General features: G+C 62.9%; 2 protein-coding genes. One reads left to right on the top strand and one right to left on the bottom strand.

From position 1 onward, the window contains the following. The coding region (locus tag HUK82_RS15155; protein WP_176614743.1) for a TonB-dependent receptor at positions 1 to 2,200 on the top strand (2,200 nt) is incomplete at its 5' end. Between the two features lie 37 nt (positions 2,201 to 2,237). On the opposite strand, the gene HUK82_RS15150 is transcribed toward HUK82_RS15155, so the two are convergent. Next, complete coding sequence (locus tag HUK82_RS15150) at positions 2,238 to 2,999, bottom strand: sulfotransferase family protein (RefSeq protein ID WP_212648099.1); 762 nt, start codon at positions 2,997 to 2,999, stop codon at positions 2,238 to 2,240. Positions 3,000 to 3,667: the final 668 nt, after the last annotated feature.

Here is a 3,667-nt window from a genome sequence, read left to right as displayed (position 1 = left end):
GGTTGCCGCCGCGCCGCAGCCGCCCCCGGCGACCGAAGCGGTGGTCGTCCTTGGCGCGGGCGCGTCGCGTCAGACGCAGACGCTTGGCCGTTCCGAAATCATGAAGATGACGCCGGGCACAAGTCCGCTCAAGACACTCTCCAAGCTGCCGGGCGTGATGTTCACGTCGTCCGACCCGCTGGGCGCGTATGAATGGTCGCAGCAGATCATCGTGCGCGGCTTTGACCAGAGTCGCCTCGGGTTTACCATGGATGGTATCCCGCTGGGCGATCTGGCCTATGGCAACGACAATGGCCTGAGCATCGGACGCGCGCTGCAGACCGAGAATAACGGCTCGTCGACCCTGGCGCAGGGCGCGGGTGCGCTGAGCGTGGCAGCGTCGAACGATCTGGGCGGCGCGATGCAGTTCACCTCGATCGACCCGACGGACAAATTCGGTGTCGATGTCGCCGGCACAGTCGGCAGCTACGGCACCTATCGCACCTTCGCGCGCGTCAATACCGGCGTTCTGCCCGGTGGCGGCAAGCTGTATTTCAGCTATGACTGGCAGGATGCGAACAAGTGGAAGGGCGACGGCCAGCAGCGCCAGCAGCAGGCGAACGCGAAATTCGTCCAGCCGCTGGGCGAGCACGCGAAACTGACCCTGTTCGCCGACTGGTCGCAGCGCCGGGAAAACGACTATCAGGATCTGTCGCTCAGCCTCATCCGCCGCGACGGCTACAACCTCGACAACATCACCGGGAATTACCAGCTCGCGCGCCAGATCGGCGCGGCCTACCAGAGTGGGGGCACGATCCCGGCACCCTACAAGACGGTCGACGACGTCTATTACAACGCCGCCGGCCTGCGTGACGACTTCCTGTCCTATGGCCGCCTTGATTTCGATCTCGCGCCGCATCTGACCGGTTTCGTCACGGGCTACGGGCATCTGGACACCGGGCAGGGTGTGTGGGTCACGCCCTATGTGCCCTCGCCGAACGGCAACCCGCTTTCGACCCGCACGACCGAATACGATATCCATCGTACCGGCATGCTCACAGGCCTGAAATACGAGCTCAAGCGTCACACCATCGAAGGCGGCTTCTGGTTCGAGAACAACGATTTCGAGGAAGCGCGCCGCTATTACTCGCTCTCACCCAACGGCGCGCCGTCGAGCATCCACTGGTATACCAATCCGTTCGAAACCCAGTGGCAAAATAATTTCAACACGAAAACCTATCAAATTTACCTGCAGGATACGTGGCGCGCGACCGATCGCCTGAAAGTCAATGTCGGTTTCAAATCGCTGATCGTGAACAATTCGTCCACGTCGGTGCCGACGAATTACTCGCCCCTGCCGCAGATCGCGCAAGGCTCGATCAGTGCATCGAACGGGTTTCTGCCCCAGTTGGGCGCGAACTATCGCATCAACCATAACAACGAACTGTTCGCTGACTTCGCCCGCAACATGAACGCGTTCGTCAGCTCGGGTACCTCGGGCCCGTTCTCGACCACGCAGTCGGGTTTCGATGTGGTCAAGAACACCCTCAAGCCCGAGATGTCATACACCGAAGAGCTGGGCTACCGGTTTCATAACCAGGTCGTTCAAGCCAGCCTCACCGGCTATTACGCCGAATTCCAGAATCGTCTCCTGTCGTTCACCCAAGGGTCGGGCATCGAGGGCAACCCGTCGGTGCTGCAGAATGTCGGCGGCGTGACCACCCGTGGCGTGGAGATGGCCTCTACGTGGCGCTTTGCCCAGAACTGGTCCATCTACGGATCGTTTTCCTGGAACGATTCCTTTTACAACAACAATATTTACGCTTCGGACGGTTTGCTGTACGCCCAGACCAAGGGCAAGAATGTCGTGGCAACCCCGCGCATGCTTGCCAATGTGCAGCTGTCCTATGATGACGGCACGGTCTGGGGAAATGTCCTGATGCAGTATCAGGACCGCCGCTACTATACCTATTCGAACGATGCCTATGCGCCGGCGAATGCGATCTTCAACCTGGCGCTGGGCTACCGCTTCCACCAGCACAACATCGTCCTGCGCGGGCTGGAGGCGCAGATCGACGTCACCAACCTGTTCGACAAGCACTATATCGCCACGGTCGGCTCCAACGGGTTCGTGGTCTCCGATCCGTCGGGCACGTTCCAGACGCTTCAGGCCGGCTCGCCCCGCATGGTGTTCTTCACCCTGCGCAAGCACTTCGGCTGAACCGACGCGCGGGCGCCCCGAACAGGGCGCCCGTTCCTCAGGCGCTCAGATGAGCGCGCAGCGCCTCATCGACCTGATACAGCGCACGGATACGCGCCGCCTGTTCCGGGGTGGCCGATATCCTGTCCGCGCCAGTCTCGTTCAGGTGGGGGATGGACAGGCCATCGAGGCCCGGCACCAGATGCGTGATCCGATCCAGGGCGCGCATGTCGATCAGACGATCGACGGCCAGCGCCCCATGCCGGTCGGTCACGTACCACGCTTGCGGGCGGAAGACATGGTCCAGACGATAGGGCGTGTGCAGCCGCGCCCCGACATACGCGATAGCGTCGTCGAGGGTGTTGAGCGTGCGATACTGCGCGGCAAAGACCGGCGCCATGCGCACCAACCGACCGCCGCCCTGACGGCCGAAGCGGAACGCCGAGAGGAAACGTTCGACAGGATCGCGCCACAGGGCGAAGCTCGGGACGTTCAGGCTTGGGTCGATATGCCGGTAGTAACGAATGGTCTCGTGTCGCAGACTACGCCCGTACAGCACGTTCGAAATCGACGTCCCGGCATTTTTGGGGACATGGATGAACAGGACATGGCGCCCCCGCACGAGGTCCAGTCGCTCGCGGCGTTTGCGCCCGACCGGCAGGGGCAGACGCAGATCGGCCGCGCGCTCGTGAACGTCCCAGAACAGGGACACCCCGAACGCGGCCATGATCGCCCGCCGTGCCAGCGCACCCGCGCCGTGTTGCGTGACATCGGGACGGGACGAGCTATCGCCCGTTTCAAGGACGATACTATGCTGCATGACGACATCTCGATATTGTGGCGTATCGACAAGGGCAGCCTGCGTGCTCGCGCGTCCACCGGACATACATTCCGGACCGGGTCATAATGATACGAACTGTATCTTTTTTATATCGTGATATATGTCCGTTGGGCCGGAAACGGCTTACGTCTGGACCGTCGGGGCGGCGACGGCTCTGTCACAGAGCGTTACGATTTGTCGCCTTTCCGTAAGGCAAATGCGAGGCTCACGGCCCGGTCGGCGTCAGCGCGTGTCGCGGTCGGATCAGACGGCTGACACTTCCGATGAGGCGAAGGCCCTGTTCGACGGGCCCCCGGATGTGGCATATCCGGCCCACACCCGCGACGCGCCGGGGGAGCGAGCCGTCCTGCGGGGCGTGCGCTCCTGCGGCACACATTCGTGGTCGCCGCGCGATGAGAGGCATTCGCGCGGTGTTGCCGATTCGTGCGGTCACGGCACGGCATTTGTGCTGATTGCGTGCCGCCACTGTCAGGAGACGAGGACCATGACCGTCAGAACCACGGCCGCTGTCGCGGCGATTCTCATCGCGTGCGGCGGCATGTCTGCCCGGGCGCAGAGCGCCGACCAGCCGACCACCCCGCCCGCCGCGGCGCAGGCCACGATGCCCGGCAAAACGGCCCCGGCGGAGACGGGGTCGGGTCCGTTCG

The organism is Ameyamaea chiangmaiensis (assembly GCF_013376175.1).
Classification (GTDB): domain Bacteria; phylum Pseudomonadota; class Alphaproteobacteria; order Acetobacterales; family Acetobacteraceae; genus Ameyamaea; species Ameyamaea chiangmaiensis.
This window is presented reverse-complemented; position numbering and strand designations above follow the sequence as displayed.

Bases quoted from the DNA above. Each gene is read 5' to 3' on its own strand.
- HUK82_RS15150 (WP_212648099.1), bottom strand. From the start codon at position 2,999: ATGCAGCATAGTATCGTCCTTGAAACGGGCGATAGCTCGTCCCGTCCC.